The organism is Actinoplanes sp. NPDC026623, assembly GCF_040638275.1.
In the GTDB taxonomy this organism is placed as follows: Bacteria; Actinomycetota; Actinomycetes; order Mycobacteriales; family Micromonosporaceae; genus Actinoplanes.
Genome location: NZ_JBEZXZ010000098.1, coordinates 3892 through 20629, shown reverse-complemented (window position 1 = coordinate 20629; position 16738 = coordinate 3892). Strand labels below are relative to the sequence as shown.

Sequence of the window (16738 nt, the reverse complement as noted above, 5' to 3'; positions counted from 1 at the left end):
CGGGCGCGAGTTATTCGCCCGGGTCGCAGCGGCGCCGGGGGCGCGGCATCTCCGTGACGCGGGGCGCGCCTGCCATCTCGCCGAACAGGTCGCCCCGCGGCGGCACCCAGTGGCGCCATTCGCCGAGCCGGGGCGGCACGGCGACGGCGGCGCCGTCGCCGGAGCCCTGCAGTTCACGCAGGTATTCCAGGACCCGGGCGGCCGAGAAGCCACCGTCCAGGGCCATGCCGAGCATCGCCTGGGTGTCGTCGTCCGGGACGCAGTCGCGGCGGCGCAGCAGCTCGGCGAACCCCGCCAGCAACCGCACGACCTCGTTCGCGTCCCGCTCGGCGTCCGGCAGGCTGCTCATCGCCGTACTCCCCAGCGATCGATCATGTGTCACGTTCCCCTCGCGCCACGTGCCGCGAGTCGCCGCTGGCGGCCCACGCATCGAGCGGTCCCCGCCGGACCACTCAAACACGCGCCAACGCAGAAATGTATTCGGCTCGTAACTCACAGTCCATCCGATGCACGCGGTGGCTGTCCGAATCACGCTCGCTTGGCAGTTGAAGTGTTTGATCGTCCGATTTATGGGTACGCGCGGCCGAGCCGCTGTTCACCGGAGGCTCGACGGAGTAGGACTGAGTAGGTCGAACTCCACGGCGTCCACTCATGGAGGAGCCATGACCGAGCTGAGCGGCGGCACCGACCCCAGCGACCAGGGATTCCCGCATGCACCCGGGAGGCTGATCCTGCGCACCGGCGCGGACCAGCCGTGGGATCCCGAGGACCTGGCCCTGGCCGAGGGCCGGGACCCGACACCGGAGAACATCGAGCGCGCCCGCCGGGTGCTGGAGCGCGACGGCGCCGCCGCCATCGAGCGCACGGTTCCCTGACCGGGACGGCTCAGGTCAGCGGGACCTGGGCGACGATCCGCGGCACCGTCGGGACCTTCGAGCCGCCGGCCGGCTCCACCGAGACGGCGAAGACGTCGTTGCCCGGCACACCGTCCACGACCTGCACGGTCGAGGCCTGCCCCGCGGGCAGCACGCCGGCCGAGACCGCCGGTCCGGTGCCGCGGATCTTCCACATCTGGAAGGCCCGGTCGGCGGGCGGCGCCTCGTCGGCCCGCAGCGAGACCACGCCGGCGTCCTGCTGCTGCGACGAGGCCACGGTGACCCGGCCGCCGCCGATCATCGGTGCGGTGCGGACCACCGGCGGGCGGCACCGCGCTCCGTCATGGGTCAGCCCCCTCGGTTGCTCCCGCAGAGTCAACCGTCATTCGGCGCCGGGATCCGCCCGGATTGGCCTGCAGATCCCCAAAAGGACGCCGGGCCGCGGTACGGCCGGACCCGGTCCCGGCCGGCCCGCCCGTGACCGGCGGGAATGCGCGTTAACCCGGCGGTTTACCAGTTTCCGGAATCGCCTATCGGAAAGGGTACATACCGCAAGACTCGTGGCAGCCCGACCTGATGCCATGACCTGGGGCGCCGGCCGTCGGGGGCGAGGTGCGGTCGGGAGACGCGGGGGTTCGTGGGATGGCTTTGCTGGCGGAATCGTTCGACCCGGCGCCGTCGTGGCGCACCTCGGCGCGGATATCCGTGGTGGATTCCACCGGCCCGCCGGCCGACATCGAGCTGCTGGGCGTGCCGGTGGGCAGCACCGGCGAGGTACCCGCCGAGGTGGGCCTGGCGCGGGATCGGCTGCGGGGCGTCGGGTTCACCGGCCGGATCGGCCAGTCCCTGCTCGTGTCGGCGCCGTCCGGCCCGCCGCTGATCCTGTACGGCGTGGGCGACCCCGCCGAGCTGGACGCGGCGGGCATGCGCAACGCCGCGGCGGCCTTCGCCCGCGCGGCGGAGAAGCAGTCCCGGCTCGCCATGGTGCTGCCGGGCGGCGACCGCGACGGGAGCGCCGACGCCCGGGCCGCGGTGGAGGGCGCCCTGCTCGCGCGGTACGGCTACCGCGGTCTGCGGCGGGCCCCGGACCACGTCGAGGTGACGGAGCTGACGCTGGTGGCCGCCCCGCCGGCGCGGGCCCGGGCCGAGGCCGGCGCGCGGCTCGGCGCCGCCTACGTCAGGGCGGCGTCGCTCGCCCGGGACCTGGCGAACGGCCCGCCGAGCCTGCTGACCGCGGCGCGGATCGCGGAGTTTGCGCTGGTCCTGGCGCCGGAGTGCGGCCTGTCGGCGGAGGTGTTCGACCGCGACGCGCTGGTGCGGCTCGGCTGCGGGGGCCTGCTCGGCGTCAACGCCGGAAGCGTCGACCCGCCCCGGATGATCAAGCTGAGGTACGAGCCGGCGACCCCCGGGCCGGACGTGCCCCGGCTGACGCTGGTCGGCAAGGGGATCATGTACGACTCCGGCGGCATCGCCCTGAAGCCCGCGGACGCGGTGCACGCGACGATGAAGAACGACATGTCGGGCGCCGGGGCGATCCTGGCGGCGATGGCCGTGCTGCGCGACGTCGACTGCCCGGTCGCGGTGACCGCCTATCTCATGTGCACCGACAACATGCCGTCCGGCTCGGCGACGAAGCTCGGCGACGTGCTGTCCATCCGGGGCGGCACGACGGTCGAGGTGGTCAACACCGATGCCGAGGGCCGCCTGGTGATGGCGGACGCGCTGGTGCTCGCCACCGAGGAGCCGGTGGACGCGATCGTGGACATCGCGACCCTGACCGGCGCGTGCATGCGGGCGCTGGGTACCCAGATCGCCGGCGTGTTCGGCAACGACCAGGCGCTGATCGCCCAGGTGACGGCCGCGGCGGATCGGGTCGACGAGCCGGTCTGGCAGTTGCCGATGGCGCACCGCTACCGCGACGAGATGGATTCCGACGTCGCCGACATCAAGAACATGGGCGGCGCGAACGGCGCGGCGATCCACGCCGCGCTGTTCCTCGAGGAGTTCGTCGCCGGCCGGCCGTGGGCGCACATCGACATCGCCGGTACCGCCCAGAACGAGTCCTCGGCCGGGTGGCAGTCGGCGGGCTGCTCGGGCTTCGGCGCGCGGCTGCTGCTGGCGTTCGCGTCCGACTTCACCCGGCCGCGGGGATGAACCGCGGCTCCGGCCACCAGGCACAGATGCGACGGGGTGAGCAGGCATGACGGCGGAAGCGGCCAGGAAACGCACGTTCAGCCAGCGGATGCTGGACGGCATCGAGAAGGTCGGCAACAAGGTCCCGCACCCGGTGATGATCTTCCTCGGGCTCATCGCGGTGATCATCGTGTTGTCGGCGGCGTTCGCCGCGATGGGGGTCAGCGTCACCTACGAGGTCACCGAGCCGGCCCCGATCGTGGCCGAGGAGACCTATCCGGGCGGCACCCATGAGCCGTCGGTCACCGTCGTGCCGGCCGACGTCTACCACCCCGAGGTCGACACGCACACCGAGACCACCGAGATCAAGAGCCTGCTGACCGCCGACGGGATCCGGTTCATCTTCACCTCGGCCGTCACCAACTTCACCAACTTCGGGGTGGTCGGGGTCATCCTGGTCGCGATGATCGGCGTCGGGCTGGCCGAGCAGGCGGGGCTGATCGGCGCGCTCATCCGCAAGCTCGTCGCGGTCGCGCCGAAGTGGTCGCTGACGTTCATCATCGTCCTGGTCGGCATCCTGTCGTCGATCGCCTCGGACGCCGGCTACCTGGTACTCATCCCGCTGGGCGCGGTGGCGTTCATGAGCGTCGGCCGGCATCCGCTGGCCGGCCTCGCCGCGGCGTTCGCTGCGGTCGGCGGCACGTTCATGGTCAACGTGATGATCACCCCGACCGACGGCATCATCACCGAGATCACCAACGAGGCCATCGCGCTCGCCGATCCGACGAAGACGATCAGCCTCACCGCCAACCTCTACTTCGCCATCGGGTCCTCCCTGTTCCTCGCCGCGCTGATCACCTTCGTCACCGAGAAGATCGTCGAGCCGCGCCTGGGCGTCTTCACCGGCGCGGTCGATCGCGGTGCCACCGAGATCCCGGACGCGGATCCGCCGGAGGCCGAGGTCGACCCGGCGGCACAGTCCCGCGGCCTGCGGCTGGCCCTGTACGGCCTGCTCGCGGTGGTGGCGGTGCTGGCGCTGCTGGCGGTGCCGAGCTGGGGCATCCTGCGCAACCCGGAGACCGGCAGCCTCATCGAGGACTCGCCGCTGATGGACAGCCTCATCTTCATCATCATGTTGATCTTCCTGGTCACCGGCGTGTGTTACGGCGCCGGCGCCGGAACGCTGAAGGGCAGCGCCGCCGCGATGGCGGCCATCACCAAGACGTTCGCCGGCCTCGGCGGCCTGATCTTCATGCTGCTGGTGATCGCCCAGTTCATCGCCTACTTCAACTACACCAACATGGCCACCATCGCCGCCGTGAAGATGGCCGACGGCCTGGAGTCGGCGAACATCGGCCCGCTGTGGCTGCTCATCGGCTTCATCCTGGTCACGCTCGTGCTCGACCTGATCATCCCGGGGGTGATCCCGAAGTGGGCGATCTTCGCGCCCATCTTCGTGCCGCTGTTCCTGCGTCTGGGCATCGCGCCGCAGACCGTCCTCGCCGCGTACCGGATCGGCGACTCGCCGGTCAACGTCGTCACCCCGCTGATGGTCTACCTGCCCTTCATCGTGCTGCTCGCGCAGAAGTACAAGAAGGGCGCGGGCGTGGGCACCGTCGTGTCGCTGATGATCCCGTACATGTTGATCATCGCGGCGGCGTGGACCCTCTTCTTCGTCGGCTGGTACCTGGTGGGCATCCCGCTCGGGCCCGGCGCGCCGGTCGAGCTCCCATAGCCGGGCGAGCGGGACTCCCGCAGATCATGACCACGGCAAGGCTCCGGCGGCCCCGCGGCGACGACGAATGAGCGACGCGACGATCTGCCTGCTCATTCTGGCCGCGGCCGTCGTGCTGTTCGTGTGGAACCGGTTGCCGGTGGAGGCGGTGGCGCTCGGATCGGCGGTCGCCCTCTTCGCCACCGGGCTGCTGTCGGTGCGGCAGGTCTTCGAGGGATTCGGCGACCCCGTCGTCGGATTCATCGCCGGGCTGTTCGTCGTCAGCGCGGGACTCGACGCCTGCGGCATCACGGCGTGGGCCGGGCGGCAGCTCATCGCACGGGCCGGCATCGAGCGGGGCCGGCTGCTCGCGGCGGTCATGGTGCTCGCGGCCCTGATGACCGCGCTGATCGGCGTCAACGGCGCCACCGCGGCGCTGCTGCCGATGGTGGTGCTGCTCGCGGTGCGGCTCGGCCGTTCGCCCTCGGGCCTGGCGATGCCCCTGGCCTTCGCCGGTCACGCCGGATCCCTGCTGGTGCTCACCGCGACGCCCATCAACATCCTCGTCTCGGACGCGGCCGCCGACGCCGGGGCCGGGCCGTTCGGCTACTTCGAGTTCGCGGCGGTCGGCGTTCCGCTGACGGCGGGTGTGATCGTGATCGCGATCCTGACCGGACGGCGGCTGCTGCCCGAGCGCACGCCCCGGTCGCTGCCCGCCGACCTGAGTGGACACGCGCGCGTCCTCGTCGGCCAGTACGGCCTCGACGCCCGGGCCGTCGGCCTGCGGGTGCCGGCCGGCTCGCGGTCGATCGGGCGGCCGGTCGCGGAGCTTCGCCGGCAGGGCACCGGCGGGCCGCTCGTGGTGGGCGCCGCCTGCGCCGGGATCCCGCGGGGCAGCGCGCCGCTGCGGAAGGGTGACGTCGTCGCCGTGCACGGCGGCGCCGCGGCGATCGACCGGTTCGCCGAACTGCACCGGCTCGAGCGGGTCCCGCACGGCGTCACCCCCCAGCTGGAACAGATCGTGCTCAACCGGTACGTCGGCGCCGCCGAACTGGTCCTCGGCCCGCGGTCCGCGCTGGTCGGCGACACCGTCTATCCGGGCATGACCACCGACAGCGGCGAACTGGTCGTCCTGGCCATCCAGCGCCAGGGCCAGCAGCTCGGTCCCCTGCGCACGGTCCTCGCCGCCGGGGACACGCTGCTGGTGCAGGGCACCTGGGCGGCCCTTGACCGCCACCTCGACCCGTCCGAGGGCGTGCTGATCGTGGACTCCCCCGCGGCGGTGCGGCGCCAGGCGGTGCCGTTCGGCCGCGAGGCCCTCCCGGCGGTGGTCATCGTCGTGGCGATGGTGGTCCTGCTCGCCACGGGCGTGATCCCCCCGGCGATCGCCGCCGTGCTCGCCGCCGTGGCGATGGTGCTGACCAGGATGCTGACCATCGAGCAGGCCTACGACGGGATCTCCTGGACGCCGCTGATCGTCGTCGCCGCCATGTTCCCGCTGTCGACCGCGATGGCACAGTCCGGCGCGGCGGACGAACTCGCCGCCGCCGTCGTGATGGTGTTCGGCGGCAGCGGGCTGTTCCTGCTGCTGGGGCTCTTCCTGCTCACCGCCGCGCTGGGCCAGGTGGTCAGCAACATGGCGACCGCGCTCATCGTCATCCCGGTCGCGGTGGCGGCCGCGGCCGAGGTCGGTGTCTCCGTCCTGCCGGTGCTGATGTGCGTCGCCGTCGCCGCCTCCGGGGCGCTGCTGACGCCGATCGCGACCGCGGCGAATCTGATGATCCAGCAGCCGGGCGGGTACCGGTTCGGCGACTACGGCCGGTTCGGGCTACCCATGATCATCTGGTTCATGGTGATCGCCGTCGGGCTGGTCCCGCTCATCTGGCGGCTCTGAACCCGCGGCGGGCTGCGACGAACCCCCGGCGGGCTGCGACGAACCCCCGGCGGGCTGCGACGAACCCGCGGCGGGCTGCGACGCGAAGAGGTCCAGGCCCAGCCGCCGCGAGAGGAACGCCGCCGCCAGCTGGCCCTTCACGCTGTTGCCCGCCTCGTCCAGCAGCGGCGCGAAGGTACCCAGGCCGCCCTTGCCCGGCGACACGGTGACGATGCCCCCGCCGATACCGCTCTTGCCCGGCAGCCCCACGTCGTAGAGCCAGTCGCCGGACGTCTCGTACAGGCCCGCCGTGGTCATCACCGCGAGGGCGCAGCGGCAACTCCGGGCGCCGAGGACCTGCACGCCGGTGATCGGATTCAGGCCGCCGTCGGCGAGGGTCGCGCCCATCACCGCGAGATCGCGGGCGCTGACCAGCAGCGCACTCTGCCGGGTGTACGCGTCGAGGGCCTCGGTCGCGTCGCAGCCGAGGCCGCCGAGGCCGTCGAGCAGATGGACCATCGCCCGGTTGCGCTGGTTGGATCGCGACGCCGAGGCGTACATCTCGGCGTCGAGGGACAGCGGCCGCCCGGCGAACCGCGACAGCCCGGCGACGATGAAGCCCCACCGGTCGTCCGGCGTCGCGCCCGGGGCGAGGCTCGTGGTCGCGATCGCACCCGGATTGACCATCGGATTGGTACGCCCGGCCGGACCGTGTTCGACGGCCGCGAGCGAATTGAACGCCCGGCCGGTCGCGTTGACGCCGATGGCCAGGCGCGCCTGCTCCACGCCGAGGGCATCGCAGACCAGGGCGAAGACGAAGGGCTTGGCGATGCTCATGATCGAAAATTGCACGTCGGCGTCGCCCGCCGCGTAGCCGTCGCCGGCGGTGCCGGTCGCCGCCACCCCGAACAGGTCCGGCCGCACCCGGGTCAGCGCCGGATAGACCGCCGAGAGCGAACCCCGGTCGTCGGGCGCGTAGCGCCGATGCGCCTGCCGGATCAGGTCCGCCACGACCGGCGACGGCGGCAGCCTGCCGGTGGAGACGAACGGCCGCCCGGCGCCGTCGGGCCCCGCGCGATCAATGATCATCTACCGCTCCGCCGGGGGCGGTACGCCCTACTTGCTGTCGCGCTTGGCCTGGCGCCGGGCGCCGACGGCCTTGGTGCCGGCATGCCGCTTGCGCACCGCCGGGGCCGACGCAGGCGGCCGCTGCGACCGCTGCGGCGTGGCCGGGGCCGACGCCGGACGCCGGACCGCCTTCGGCGGAGCCTCGTTGCGCTGGGCGCGGGCCGCCTCCAGCCGTTCGGCCTTCAACTCCGCCGCGGCGCGCTTCGCCGCGGCGGCGAGGTGCCGGCTCACCCGGGCCAGCGCGTCCTCGAACACCTCCGCCTTCTGCGCGTTGCGGGTGTTCTTCGGACGCGCCTTGCCCCGGCCGCCCTGCTCGGCGACGCGCTGTGCGGCCTCGCGCCGATAAGACTTCGAGTATTTGTTGCGAGCCCGCCGGACCCGGGTGTGCAGCTCGACGAGTCCGTCCTCGTCCAGCTCCGCCAATTGCGCGGTCTCGGTCTCGCGGACCAGCAGAAACTCCGCCTCGGTCAGCGAATTCAACAAAGCATTCATGGCCCGCCCCGATCATTCCCATGTAGCGGTGAACGACGTCGTCAGGGCAACCCTAACCACGAAATCGGCCATACATGAGCAGGATCCACATTTCGCGCCTATGCCATGCAACTAGCCGAGTTTGACCGTCCGGCCGGTCTTGACCGACTCGGCCGCGGCGGCCAGGATCCGCACGACCTCGGTGCCGAACGCCAGGTCCAGCGGCGAGGCCGGGCCGCCGCCGGCCGCGCCGATCAGCGCGTCCACGGCCCGCCCGAACGCCTCCACCGGCAGCCACGGCACCGGCGGCACGTCCGCCACGCCGGACTCACCGAAGAACGCCGCGTCCTCGCGCTCCAGAGCCGCGGGCGCGTCGACCGACAGGGTCAGCGTGCTGATCGCGCCGTTCGCGTGGCCGAGCAGCACGTGGGTCATGTCGCGGGCGCCGGCCAGCGCGGTCACCTCGGCGACCGGGCCGAGCACCGGAAGGATCAGCGCGACCGCGTGCGGGCCGACGTCCCAGAGGCCGCCGCTCTCCTTGCGCCACACCGAGGCCCCGAACGGGTTGCCCGGCTGGAAGATCGAGCCGAGATGGTCGATGCGCGCCTCCAGCCACCCCTCGGTGGCCTGCGCCCGCTCGATGAACTGCTGGATCTCCGGCATGAAGCGGCGGGTGAAGAACACCACACCGGCAACGTCGTTCTCCTCGGCGGCCGCGACGACCTCGGCCGCGGCCTCGGGCGTGAACGCGACCGGCTTGTCGAGCAGCAGGTGCTTGCCCGCGCGGGCGGCACGCACGGCGATGTCCGCCTGCACGTCGGGCGGCAGGGCCACCGCGATGGCGTCGACGTCGGCGATCAGGTCGTCGATCTCCGCGTACGGCTTGGCGCCGTGCTCCTGCGCCAGGGCCGACGCCTTCGCCGGGTCACGGCCCCACACGCCGACCAGTTCGACGTCCGGGTGTGCCGCCAGCGCCGGGGCATGCGCCTGCTGGGCCCAGGGTCCCGTACCGAAAAGTCCGAACCGCATCCTCGTGCCGCCTTCCATTCAAGATCACACCCGGCCGAAAGCTAACACGGCGGGGCGGCTCAGTACGCTGTGCCGGTGATGAACGGCCCACTATCGACCGCGACCATCGTCGTGGCCCTACTGCTGGGTATCTGGTACCTGGTCCGCTGCGCGCTCGACCGGGCGCCGAGCAACACGGACCTGTGGGCCATGCTAGGCCTGAGTGCGCTGGTCGCGGTGCTGGTCGTGGTGGCGGTCGTCGGGCTCTTCGTCGGCGAACGCCCGACCGAGTGGTCCACGTTCGTCGGCTATCTGATCACCACCATCGCGTTCGCCCCGGTCGGGTTCTACCTCGCCCGGCTGGAGCCGACCCGGTGGGGCACCATGATCCTCGGCGTCGCCTGCCTGGTGCTGCCGGTTCTCGTGCTGCGGCTGCAGCAGATCGCGGAGGTGACCGGTGGCTGAGCCGTCGCCCGCATCGACCCGCCCCACCGACGCCGCCATCGGCACCGGCGCCGGCCGGGTGCTGCTGCTCGTCTACGGCATCTTCGCGCTGTCCGCCAGCGCCCGCGCGGGCGTGCAGATCGCCACCAAGTTCTCCGAGGCGCCGCTGGCCTTCCTGCTGTCGGCGTTCGCCGCGCTTGTCTACATCGCGGCCACCGTCGGGCTGGCCGTCGGCGGCACCCGGGGGCGGCGGATCGCGCTGATCAGCTGCTCGATCGAGCTCGTCGGCGTGCTGGTGGTCGGCACGCTCAGCATCTTCGACAAGGCGGCCTTCCCGGACGCGACCGTCTGGTCGCAGTTCGGCAGCGGCTACGGCCTGGTCCCGCTGTTCCTGCCGGTCGTCGGCCTCTGGTGGCTGTGGCACAACCGCCCGCGCGACTGACCCCTCAGTCGCTCGCGCCGACGGTGTGCGGCAGGAAGTTGCAGCGGTCCTTGGTGACCAGGCCGTCGACGCCGAGTCCCTCGCGGATGCCCATGCCGGCCGGCTCGCCGTCGATCAGCCAGGCGCCGATCACCGGGTGGACCGTGCCCTCCAGGCCGTCGAACGACGGAAGCTCCAGCAACTCCTGCACGACGTAGCGGCCGTCGGTGCCGTACTCGGACGGGTTCTCCGAGATGGTGACCCCGTCCTTGACCAGGGTGACCGAGCCACCCTCGCGACCCCAGACGGGCTTTTTCGCGTACGAGGTGAGCTTGGCCGCCGCGGACGACTCCGCGAAGTACGCCGGCAGCAGGTATTTACCGCGTTCCGGGTCGGCGCCGAAGAGCTTCCACAGCACCGGCAGCAGCGCCTTGTTGCCGATCAGCGCCGCCTTGTAGGGCGGCTCGATCCAGACCGTGCCGCGCTTGCTGGGGTCGGCCATGTTGCGGAAGAAGCCCTTGCCGCCCTCCTCGTTCCAGAACCACTCCCACGGATAGAGCATGAAGATGACGTCGATCGGCTCGGCCTTGTGCTCCTGGCCGGGCGCGGGCACGAACAGCACCCGGTCGCCGGCCACGTCCCAGCCGATCTGGCTCATCGCGATCAGCTCGACCGGAAAGCCGGCCTCCTCGGCCGTCGCCATGAGGTAGGCCACGTTCATCCGGTCCTCGCCGGTCGCCTCGCTCGTCTCGTACGCGAAGAAGATCTTGGGTTTCTCCGGCAGCCACGGACGGGCCTCGCGCAGCTTGCCGATGTTGCGGCGCCAGGCGCCGGGGTTGGCCGGCTCGCCGTCCATCGCCTCCCAGCCGACCAGCCGGTCGTGGATGGAGTTCCACTGCCGCCACGGGTGCTGGGTCAGATTGGTCTGGTCGACCCAGTGCCACTGGATGACCGCGGCCTCGACCAGCGACGTCGGCGTCTGCGCGTTGTATTCGAGCAGGCGCGGCGTCGTGCCCGCGCCGTTGTACCAGAGGTCGAAGCGGCCGTAGACGGACGGCGAGAAGTCCGGCGTCTGCAGGGGCAGATGGCCGTCCGGGTCCTTGTCGCGGTGCGTCCAGGTCTCGGCGTCGCCGTCGAACCAGGTGCGGATGATCTGCTCGTGCGCGTACTCCGGGATGCCGATCTTCGCGAGGAAGCAGGTCTCGGGCGCGCAGACCGAGGCGAAGTAGCCGTCGCGGCGGCCCTGCGCGGTGTGCCGCGGGCACTGCCGGACCATCCAGTCGCCGGCCTCGATGCACATGCCTTCGAGGACGGTGGTCGCCGTCTCGAGCTCCTCGATCTCGGCCTCGGAGAAGTCGTAGTACGGCCCCTCCTGCCAGTACGACATCATCGTGCCGTCCGGCAGCTCGGTGTCGTTGTAGGTCAGGCCGAGGCTGTAGTTGGTGAGCCGCCAGCCGTCGCGGACCGGCCCGTAGGGAATCCGACGCAAGGTTCAGCCGCCGGACTTGCCGGAGTGGCTTCCGGAGTGGCTGCCGCTGCCGCCCTTGCCGACCACGCTGGTCTTCACCGTGCCGTTGCTGATCCGCCCGCTCGGCGGCAGCCCGAACGACGACCGGGCGGCCTTGTCGGAGTAGGCGAACTTGGAGCCGCCGGCCGGGAGCTTGGAACCGACCGGATAGCCGGACCGGTAGCCCGACGAGTGCCAGATGAAGAAGCCCGGACCGAAACCGCCGCCGTTGTTGTCGTCGTCGCAGTAGTCCTCGTCGACGATGACGCCGTTCTCGTCAGCGCAGTAGAAGCCCTCGTCGTGGTAGTCGTTGCCGCTGTCGCAGGCCGCCGCGCCGCCCGCGGCCAGCAACAGAAACGTGCTGCTCAGAGCCACGCTTCGCGAGCTCATCCGTCGATTCACAGTCCGCTTCTCCGCCCTTCACCGTCCGGGGTCGCACCATCATTTGTAGCGCCCCGAATCAAGCGGGGAGCTAGTCGCGAGGGCCGCCCGCCACGTAGACGACCTGCCCGGAGACGAACCCCGCTCCGTCACTGACCAGGAAGGATACGGTGTTCGCGACGTCTTCGGGACGCCCGGCCCGGCCGACCGGAATCTGACCGATCGCAGCCTTCTCAAAGTCGGCGAAATCGACGCCGACCCGCGCCGCGGTCGCGGCGGTCATGTCGGTGACGATGAACCCCGGCGCGACCGCGTTCGCGGTGATGCCGAAGCGGCCGAGCTCGATGGCGAGGGTCTTGGTGAAGCCCTGCAGGCCGGCCTTCGCGGCGGCGTAGTTGGCCTGGCCCCGGTTGCCCAGCGCGGAGGTGCTGGACAGGCTCACGATGCGACCCCAGCCGGCCTCCACCATGTGCTTCTGCACGGCCCGGCTGAACAGGAACGCGCCGCGCAGGTGGACCGCCATGACGGTCTCCCAGTCGTCGTCGGTCATCTTGAACAGCAGGTTGTCGCGGAGCACGCCGGCGTTGTTGACCAGCACGGTCGGGGCGCCGAGCTCGGCCGCGACGCGGTCGACGGCGGCGGTGACCTGCGCGGCGTTCGAGACGTCGGCGCCGACGGCGAGCGCGGTGCCGCCGGCGTCGTGGATCGCGGTCACCGTGTTGGCGCAGGCGCCCTCGTCGAGGTCGACGACCGCGACGGCCATCCCGTCGGCGGCGAGCTTGCGCGCGGTCGCCTCGCCGATGCCGCGAGCGGCCCCGGTCACGATCGCTACCCGATTCGGCTGGGTCATCCTCGGCCTCCCGCTGTGATCGAAAGCAAGTCCGGCCGACTCTAACCCAGTCGTTACCCGTGAGTTACCTGGCGGGTTCTTCTCACAAGTTGTTGCACCGACGGCCTTTAAGCACTAGAGGTGCAAATTTACTCAGGGCCGCCGGCGGAGCCTGATCCATCGGTAGCCGTAGCCCGCGACGGCCAGCTTGTCGAGCCGGCCGGGCTCCGCGTACTCCTGGTCGGCGAGCACGTCGTTGGGGGACTCGGCCTCCGGATAGAGCTCACCGAGGTCGACGACCCCGCCCTCGTCGGAGAGGTTGTGCAGGAACAGCATGGTGCCGGTGACGTCGTCGGCGCGGTGCACCAGCAGGCCCGCCGGCGCGGGCACGTCGACGTGCGCGCAGCTGCCGCTGCCGACCTCGGACGCCTCCCGCAGGGTGCGGATCATCCGCTCGAACCACGACAGCAGCGACGTCGGGTCGTGCCGCTGCGCGGTCGCGTTGACCCGCTCGTACCCGTAGTCGCCGTCGGAGATCACCGGGCGGATCAGGTCGACGGTACCCGCGCTGGAGAAGCCGGCGTTGGGCAGCAGGGACCACTGCATCGGCGTACGGATGGCGTCGCGCCCCTCCTGCGACAGGTCCTCACCCATGCCGAGCTCCTCGCCGTACCGCAGCACCGGGGTGCCGCGCAGGCTGAACTGCAGCGCGTACGCCAGCTCGATGCGCCGCCGGTCGCCGCCGAGCATCGATGCCAGCCGGCGGCGGATGCCCCGGCCGTACAGCTGCATGTTCTCGTCCGGGCCGAACTGCTCGAACACCTCCTCGCGCTGCTCGGCGGTGAGCCGCGACAGGTCGACCTCGTCGTGGTTGCGCAGGAACGTCGCCCACTGCGCGCCGGCCGGCAGCCTGGGGGTGTCGCGCAGCGCATCGATGATCGGCTCGGGGCTGCGGCGAGCGAGCGCGAGCATGAACCGGCCGTTGAGCATGAAGTCGAAGAGCATGTGTATGCGGTTGGCCGAGCCGCCCGCGTCGCCGAAGTACTCCTTGAGCTGCTCCGGCTCGACGTTCGCCTCGGCCAGCAGCACCGCGTCGCCCTGGCACCACTGCACGTGCTGGCGCAGGTCGCTGAGGAACTGCATGTCCTTGGGCGAGTTCGGGTTGCCCGCCTCGGTCTCCTCGACGATGAACGGCACGGCGTCCATCCGGAAGCCGGAGACGCCGAGCTGCAGCCAGAACGAGCAGATCTTCTCGATCTCCCTGCGTACCTGCGGGTTCTTGATGTTGAGGTCCGGCTGGAACTTGTAGAACCGGTGGTAGAACCACTTCTTCGCGGTGCGGTCGTAGCTCCAGGTCTCGGCCTGCTCGCCCGGGAAGACCATGCCCTGGTGCCGGTCCGGCGGCTCGCTGTCGGACCAGACATACCAGTCCCGGTACGGCGAGTCCGGCGACGACCGCGCCGACTGGAACCACGGGTGCCGGTCCGAGGTGTGGTTGACGACCAGGTCGATGATCACCCGGATGCCCCGGTCCCGGGCCTGGTGCAGCAGTTCGGCGAAGTCGCCGAGGGTGCCGAGGCGCGGGTCGACGTTGTAGAAGTCCTCGACGTCGTAGCCGTCGTCGCGGTCCGGCGTCGGATGGATCGGATTGAGCCAGATGCAGGTCACGCCGAGCCGGGCCAGATAGTCGAGGCGCCCGATCAGCCCGCCGAAGTCGCCGACGCCGTCGCCGTTGGAGTCGGCGTACGTGTCGACGTCGAGGCAATAGACAACGGCCTTTTCATACCACCGGTCGCTCATGGGTCTCTACTTGTCCGCGGCGCCGCTCCAGGAAACCCCGGACCCACACGACGGGACGAACCTTCTCCAGCGCCAGGAAGCTGGTGAGCGCCGCCAGGTGCGGCGCGAACGAGATCGTGATGGTGGCGAACGTGACAACGTGGAACGAGTAGAAGAACGCCACCGCGTAGTTGCGCCAGCGCGGTTTCAGGAAGAAGATCGCCGGGCTGGTCAGCTCGAACGCGATGATCCCGAGCTGCGCGAGGATCAGCAGGTAGGGCACCCCGGCGATGCGGTCGGCGAGATCCGTGCCGCGCCGGATGATCGCCCGGGCCAGCACGGAACTCGTCACCCAGTCCACCCCGCCGAACCGCAGCTTGGCCATGGCGGCCAGGAAATACGTGCAGATCACGGCGATCTGGGTGACCCGCAGCGCCCAGCCGCCGGCCTCCGTACGCGTCGGGTCGCCGTGCCGGGCCCGGCCGACGGTCGGCAGCGCGGTGAGCGCGATCAGCAGCCCGACCCGGTCGTGGTCGACCTTGCCGTAGCTCATCGCGATGATCATCCACTCGAAGTAGAGCGCGAAGACGGCCCAGCCGAGCAGGCGCGGCGCGCGCCCGGTCGCCGCGGCGAGCGCGAGGGCGAGCAGCGCCCAGAAGACGCCGTGCACGAGCAGCGGCGTCGGTGTCGGCAGGTGCAGCAGCCGCGCGGCGAACAGCGGCTCGTAGAGGTCGGCCGGGGTGCTGGCGTGGTGGCGCACCCAGGGGGTGAACACGACCAGGTCGGCCGCGACGAAGAGGTAGATCAGGGTGCGGAACGCGGCGATCCGCCCGAGCGGCACCGGCTCGGTCAGCCAGCCGGTGATCCTGTTCACGGCGCCGTCCAGGTGGCGATGGTCTCGTCCCGGCTGGTCCCGGTGGGCCGGGAGTGCTCGATGCCCTCCCAGCGGATCACGATCCGCACGGTGCGCAGCGGCGCCGCGCCCGGGCTCTTCTCGGCGTAGGCGGCGGCGACCTGGCTCAGCCGGCCGGGATCGGCGACGTAGGCACCCTGCTGCCCCTCGATCTCGGCCCGCCGCAGGCCGCTGTTGGCCTCGGTGAGCACGATCGTGCGGCCGGTCGCGTCGACGCCCTCGACCCGGGTGTCGGGTGCGTCGGCGTCCGGGTCCGGCGCGGTGGCGTACATCCGGAACGGCCCGAACGGGAAGTCGTCGTCCTGGCCCCGGAAGGTGCCCAGGAGCAGCAGCAGCGCCCCGAGCGCGGTCACCGCCACCCGGACCCTGCGTCCCCGTGTGCTCAACGTTTCCATCGGGCCGGGACACTACCGCCGCCGCGCCACCCCCGGCCACCACGGCGCCCTCGTTCACGCGGACGGTTCGTACTCTGGGTCGTGGGTAGCCCACCGAACGACAGAGCAGGAGAGCCGATGAGCGTGTCGTACCCCCTGGCCGTCGAGGCCGAGCCCGGCCAGTTGGGCGGCCTGACCGGCTGGGTGGCCTCGGTCATCGAATCGCTCGGCGCGGCCGGCGTCGGCCTGCTCGTGGCGCTGGAGAACCTGGTCCCCCCGATACCCAGCGAGATCGTGCTGTCCATGGCGGGCTATCTCGCCAGCACCGGCCGGGTCGACGTGGTGCTGGTCGCGCTGGCGGCGACGGCGGGTTCGGTGCTGGGCGCGCTCGCGCTCTACTGGCTCGGGTACTCGATCGGCGAGCAGCGGCTGCGCCGCTGGCTGGACCGCATCCCGCTGGTCGACGCCGACGATCTGGACACCGCCGACCGGTGGTTCGGGCGGCACGAGCGCGGCGCCGTGCTGTTCGGCCGGATGGCGCCGGTGATCCGCAGCCTGGTGTCGATACCGGCCGGCGCCAACCACATGAACCTGGGCGTCTTCACGCTGCTCACCGCGATCGGCAGCGGCGTCTGGAACTGCCTGTTCATCGGCGGGGGCTACGCGCTCGGCACGCACTGGCGTGACGTCGAGGTGTACAGCCGCTGGTTCGACTACGCGATCCTGGCGCTGATCGCCGCCGCGATCGGCTTCTGGGTGGCCAGGAAGGTGCGCAAACGGCGACGCGCGGGCCCCGGCCAATAAAAAGCGGGGCGGGGCGTTGCCGCCGGGCGCAACGCCCCGGGGTGCGGGGGGAAGGACCCAGGGGAGGGCCCGAGACCACGGAAG

The 16738-nt window shown here is 71.3% G+C and carries 18 protein-coding genes; 7 read left to right on the top strand and 11 right to left on the bottom strand.

What is annotated here, in order from left to right; all coding sequences use genetic code 11:
* Positions 1-10: 10 nt before the first annotated feature.
* Positions 11-349, bottom strand: a complete 339-nt coding sequence (locus AB0F10_RS26045; RefSeq protein WP_360630163.1) for a hypothetical protein — start codon at positions 347-349, stop codon at positions 11-13.
* A 313-nt stretch (positions 350-662) separates the two neighbouring features.
* On the opposite strand from AB0F10_RS26045, the gene AB0F10_RS26040 reads away from it, so the two are divergent.
* Positions 663-875: a hypothetical protein gene (locus tag AB0F10_RS26040; protein WP_360630204.1), complete on the top strand. Its 213-nt coding sequence runs from the start codon at positions 663-665 to the stop codon at positions 873-875.
* 10 nt (positions 876-885) lie between these two features.
* On the opposite strand, the gene AB0F10_RS26035 is transcribed toward AB0F10_RS26040, so the two are convergent.
* Positions 886-1194 (bottom strand): anti-sigma factor, encoded by a 309-nt coding sequence (locus AB0F10_RS26035; RefSeq protein ID WP_360630160.1) that lies wholly within the window; start codon positions 1192-1194, stop codon positions 886-888.
* A gap of 323 nt (positions 1195-1517) precedes the next feature.
* On the opposite strand from AB0F10_RS26035, the gene AB0F10_RS26030 reads away from it, so the two are divergent.
* The 3 genes from AB0F10_RS26030 (at position 1518) to AB0F10_RS26020 (ending at position 6616) form a co-directional block, all read left to right on the top strand.
* Positions 1518-3029, top strand: a complete 1512-nt coding sequence (locus AB0F10_RS26030) for a M17 family peptidase N-terminal domain-containing protein (protein WP_360630156.1) — start codon at positions 1518-1520, stop codon at positions 3027-3029.
* 46 nt (positions 3030-3075) lie between these two features.
* A complete protein-coding gene (locus tag AB0F10_RS26025) occupies positions 3076-4743 on the top strand; it encodes an AbgT family transporter (protein ID WP_360630153.1) in 1668 nt (555 codons plus the stop codon).
* Positions 4744-4810: 67 nt separating this feature from the next.
* Positions 4811-6616 carry an SLC13 family permease gene (locus AB0F10_RS26020; protein ID WP_360630150.1) on the top strand — a complete coding sequence of 602 codons (1806 nt, stop codon included), beginning with the start codon at positions 4811-4813 and terminating at the stop codon, positions 6614-6616.
* On the opposite strand, the gene glsA is transcribed toward AB0F10_RS26020, so the two are convergent.
* The 3 genes from glsA to AB0F10_RS26005 all read right to left on the bottom strand — a co-directional run bounded on the left by glsA (position 6551) and on the right by AB0F10_RS26005 (position 9223).
* Positions 6551-7684, bottom strand: a complete 1134-nt coding sequence (gene glsA / locus AB0F10_RS26015; protein WP_360630147.1) for a glutaminase A — start codon at positions 7682-7684, stop codon at positions 6551-6553. The two genes, AB0F10_RS26020 and glsA, sit on opposite strands and share 66 nt — an antisense overlap.
* Before the next feature lie 27 nt (positions 7685-7711).
* Positions 7712-8215: a hypothetical protein gene (locus tag AB0F10_RS26010; RefSeq protein WP_360630144.1), complete on the bottom strand. Its 504-nt coding sequence runs from the start codon at positions 8213-8215 to the stop codon at positions 7712-7714.
* Between the two features lie 111 nt (positions 8216-8326).
* Entirely contained in the window at positions 8327-9223 is an 897-nt protein-coding gene (locus AB0F10_RS26005) for a Gfo/Idh/MocA family oxidoreductase (RefSeq protein WP_360630141.1), read from the bottom strand.
* 78 nt (positions 9224-9301) lie between these two features.
* Here AB0F10_RS26005 and AB0F10_RS26000 point away from each other — a divergent pair, with 78 nt between their 5' ends.
* Both AB0F10_RS26000 and AB0F10_RS25995 read left to right on the top strand, forming a co-directional pair.
* A complete protein-coding gene (locus AB0F10_RS26000) occupies positions 9302-9667 on the top strand; it encodes a hypothetical protein (protein WP_360630138.1) in 366 nt (121 codons plus the stop codon).
* Complete coding sequence (locus tag AB0F10_RS25995) at positions 9660-10088, top strand: hypothetical protein (RefSeq protein WP_360630135.1); 429 nt, start codon at positions 9660-9662, stop codon at positions 10086-10088. Before AB0F10_RS26000 ends, AB0F10_RS25995 begins: the two co-directional genes overlap by 8 nt.
* A gap of 4 nt (positions 10089-10092) precedes the next feature.
* On the opposite strand, the gene AB0F10_RS25990 is transcribed toward AB0F10_RS25995, so the two are convergent.
* From AB0F10_RS25990 to AB0F10_RS25965, 6 genes are all read right to left on the bottom strand, one after another.
* Positions 10093-11556, bottom strand: a complete 1464-nt coding sequence (locus tag AB0F10_RS25990) for a glutathionylspermidine synthase family protein (protein ID WP_360630132.1) — start codon at positions 11554-11556, stop codon at positions 10093-10095.
* Between the two features lie 3 nt (positions 11557-11559).
* On the bottom strand, positions 11560-11964 hold the full coding sequence (locus tag AB0F10_RS25985; RefSeq protein WP_360630129.1) for a hypothetical protein: 405 nt from the start codon (positions 11962-11964) through the stop codon (positions 11560-11562).
* Between the two features lie 82 nt (positions 11965-12046).
* Positions 12047-12805 (bottom strand): 3-oxoacyl-ACP reductase FabG, encoded by a 759-nt coding sequence (gene fabG / locus AB0F10_RS25980; protein ID WP_360630126.1) that lies wholly within the window; start codon positions 12803-12805, stop codon positions 12047-12049.
* A 132-nt stretch (positions 12806-12937) separates the two neighbouring features.
* Positions 12938-14584 (bottom strand): alpha-amylase family protein, encoded by a 1647-nt coding sequence (locus tag AB0F10_RS25975; protein ID WP_360630123.1) that lies wholly within the window; start codon positions 14582-14584, stop codon positions 12938-12940.
* The gene (locus AB0F10_RS25970; protein WP_360630201.1) at positions 14565-15428 is read right to left on the bottom strand and encodes an MFS transporter permease; all 864 of its coding nucleotides are present in this window, start codon (positions 15426-15428) and stop codon (positions 14565-14567) included. The genes AB0F10_RS25975 and AB0F10_RS25970 overlap by 20 nt, the downstream gene beginning before the upstream one ends.
* A 5-nt stretch (positions 15429-15433) precedes the next feature.
* Complete coding sequence (locus AB0F10_RS25965; RefSeq protein ID WP_360630120.1) at positions 15434-15871, bottom strand: hypothetical protein; 438 nt, start codon at positions 15869-15871, stop codon at positions 15434-15436.
* Between the two features lie 117 nt (positions 15872-15988).
* Between AB0F10_RS25965 and AB0F10_RS25960 the strand changes: the two genes are divergently transcribed.
* Entirely contained in the window at positions 15989-16654 is a 666-nt protein-coding gene (locus AB0F10_RS25960; protein WP_360630117.1) for a DedA family protein, read from the top strand.
* Positions 16655-16738: the final 84 nt, after the last annotated feature.

Bases quoted from the DNA above. Each gene is read 5' to 3' on its own strand.
- AB0F10_RS26030 (WP_360630156.1), top strand. From the start codon at position 1,518: ATGGCTTTGCTGGCGGAATCGTTCGACCCGGCGCCGTCGTGGCGCACC.
- AB0F10_RS25975 (WP_360630123.1), bottom strand. From the start codon at position 14,584: ATGAGCGACCGGTGGTATGAAAAGGCCGTTGTCTATTGCCTCGACGTC.
- AB0F10_RS25965 (WP_360630120.1), bottom strand. From the start codon at position 15,871: ATGGAAACGTTGAGCACACGGGGACGCAGGGTCCGGGTGGCGGTGACC.
- AB0F10_RS26005 (WP_360630141.1), bottom strand. From the start codon at position 9,223: ATGCGGTTCGGACTTTTCGGTACGGGACCCTGGGCCCAGCAGGCGCAT.
- AB0F10_RS26020 (WP_360630150.1), top strand. From the start codon at position 4,811: ATGAGCGACGCGACGATCTGCCTGCTCATTCTGGCCGCGGCCGTCGTG.
- AB0F10_RS25985 (WP_360630129.1), bottom strand. From the start codon at position 11,964: ATGAGCTCGCGAAGCGTGGCTCTGAGCAGCACGTTTCTGTTGCTGGCC.
- AB0F10_RS26010 (WP_360630144.1), bottom strand. From the start codon at position 8,215: ATGAATGCTTTGTTGAATTCGCTGACCGAGGCGGAGTTTCTGCTGGTC.
- AB0F10_RS26025 (WP_360630153.1), top strand. From the start codon at position 3,076: ATGACGGCGGAAGCGGCCAGGAAACGCACGTTCAGCCAGCGGATGCTG.
- AB0F10_RS26040 (WP_360630204.1), top strand. From the start codon at position 663: ATGACCGAGCTGAGCGGCGGCACCGACCCCAGCGACCAGGGATTCCCG.
- glsA (WP_360630147.1), bottom strand. From the start codon at position 7,684: ATGATCATTGATCGCGCGGGGCCCGACGGCGCCGGGCGGCCGTTCGTC.
- AB0F10_RS26045 (WP_360630163.1), bottom strand. From the start codon at position 349: ATGAGCAGCCTGCCGGACGCCGAGCGGGACGCGAACGAGGTCGTGCGG.
- AB0F10_RS26000 (WP_360630138.1), top strand. From the start codon at position 9,302: ATGAACGGCCCACTATCGACCGCGACCATCGTCGTGGCCCTACTGCTG.
- fabG (WP_360630126.1), bottom strand. From the start codon at position 12,805: ATGACCCAGCCGAATCGGGTAGCGATCGTGACCGGGGCCGCTCGCGGC.
- AB0F10_RS25960 (WP_360630117.1), top strand. From the start codon at position 15,989: ATGAGCGTGTCGTACCCCCTGGCCGTCGAGGCCGAGCCCGGCCAGTTG.